Annotated in this window: 2 protein-coding genes; both read right to left on the reverse strand. The window is 42.5% G+C overall.

Going from position 1 to position 2,087, the window contains the following annotated elements; genetic code table 11:
- Window positions 1-111: 111 nt before the first annotated feature.
- A complete protein-coding gene (gene istB, locus KSO91_RS17040; RefSeq protein WP_238744216.1) occupies window positions 112-861 on the reverse strand; it encodes an IS21-like element helper ATPase IstB in 750 nt (249 codons plus the stop codon).
- Window positions 862-870: 9 nt separating this feature from the next.
- Window positions 871-2,087, reverse strand: a 1,217-nt coding sequence (gene istA / locus KSO91_RS17045) for an IS21 family transposase (RefSeq protein WP_238744217.1), incomplete at its 5' end; no start/stop codon positions are given.

A 2,087-nucleotide genomic window follows, 5' to 3' on the forward strand; every position in this document is an offset into this window, starting at 1 on the left:
TGCGTATTCTCATGATGTCGATCACTCATTCTCACCGAAGCCGATCAGTCATTCTCATTCATGCCGATCACTTTTACTCGTCACTTTGCGGTGAGATTGAGTTGTAATGCTTTATTCAATATTCGTCAATACCTTTCCCCCTATTTTACGCATCGACTCGCCTTTTAATTCAAATCGCTCTGCACAGTGGATTAATCTATCCATGATCGCATCCGCATAAGTTGCTTCCCCAATTAACTCATGCCATTTCGAAATCGGTAGCTGACTCATTAATATCATCGAATTTTGACCGTGCCGCGCATCAATAATATCGAGTAGATCGCTCCGCTGTTGACCTGTTAAGCTTTCCATTCCCCAATCATCAATGATCAGAATTTGGCATTTATTAAGTTGTGTAAGGAATCGAGGATAACTCCCTTCGCCATGAACGCGTTGCAGGTGTTCTTGCAATCCTTTTAACCTAAAGTAGCGGGCACTTTTGCCTTGCTGACAGAAGTAGTGGCCAAGGGCACAACCCATAAATGTTTTTCCACAGCCTGTTGCGCCTGTAAAAATAAGGTTTTGGTGGTGAGTTAGCCAGTGCCCTTCAAGTAAACTGCGAACCTTTGCTTTTTCTATTCCGCGACCCGCGCGGTAATCGATCTGCTCTGGGTTACACTGTAACCGGAATTTAGCCTGCTTGACTAAACGCTCTATTTTGCGTTGTTCTCGCTGCGTAATTTCTTCATCAAGTAACATTGATAATCGCTCTTGGAAGCTGAGATCTTGATAGTGTTGGGGCTGTGCATTTTGTGCTTCAAGTGCACTAAATACGTGGCTAAGTCGTAGATTACTAAGTTGTTCAGATAAGTTTTTGTTCATGAGTATTCCTTAATGGTAGTAGTTTTCGCCACGGAGATTATCGTGTTTAACATTGATTAATTTATCGGAGGAATCAGAGGCCAGGGGTTGTTGATCTAAGCGGTTATTTAAGATCGTTTTAATACTTTGTAATCGATATGCCCCCGTATCAAGTCCGCGTCGGCAAGCTGCATCAAGGCGATCTTTAGGGTATTTTTTAGTTAGAGTGAGTAGCCCCAAGCAGACACGATAGCTTTGTTGTGGATGTTGCTTATTGTTTAATTGAAATTTAACCCACTCTAATACAGCATCACCCACTGAGAGTGCCCAGCTTTCAAAACGCTCAGGCGTCCATTTTGTGTACTCTTGATGAGATTTAGGCATGTGGTCATTGAGGGTGCTATGTCCGCCGATTTTCGTTGATTTTATGTGTTGTGCAATGCAGTTACCTTGATGGTAAATACAGATCATCTTTTGGGTAACATGTGCTTCTAATCGTTTACGGATCAGTCCGTAAGGGACTGAGTAGTAGTGCTTTTCAATTTCAACATGATAATCAATGTGGACGAGCACCTTTTTGATGTAGGTATATTGATAATGTTGCCGGGGTAAAGGCTTCAATACGGGCAGATCGATACTGTTAAATAATGATGACCGAGTACCCGATATTTTTTGAAAAGGTTTGTTGTTCATCTGTAGCAGTAACTCTTTAATACGTTGATTTAAATGCGTTAAAGAATAAAACACCTCATGACGCAACACCGACATGATCCAGCGTTCAACAATCAACACACCATTCTCAGCCTTCGCTTTATCCTTAGGCTTAAGTGGCCTGGCGGGTAAAATAGTGACATTGTAATGCGCTGCCATCTGCTGATAAGTTGGATTTAAATCAGGATCGTATTTACAAGCGCGAGTAGTTGCGGATTTCAGGTTATCGGGGATAAGCAGATCAGGTACACCACCTAAAAATTCAAAGCACCGCACATGACTCATTACCCAATCTTCAAGCTTCTGTGAGAGCGTTGCTTCTGCATAAGTGTAATTAGAAGCGCCAAGTACTGCTACGAAGACTTGTGCCGTTCGTATTTCGCCAGTATCAGGGTTAATAAGTGGTAGCGTTGGCCCGCAATAATCAATAAAGAGCTTTTCACCCGCCTTATGGTTTTGGCGCATTGAAGGCTGTAGCTTCCTTGCCCATTCTTTATAGTATCTACAGAGCTGTGGGTAGCTGTAATAGTTGTCGC

This window comes from Psychromonas antarctica, from assembly GCF_022267535.1.
Classification (GTDB): Bacteria; Pseudomonadota; Gammaproteobacteria; order Enterobacterales; family Psychromonadaceae; genus Psychromonas; species Psychromonas antarctica.

Excerpts from the sequence above, each read along its gene's own strand:
- istB (WP_238744216.1), bottom strand. The coding sequence starts at position 861 with ATGAACAAAAACTTATCTGAACAACTTAGTAATCTACGACTTAGCCAC.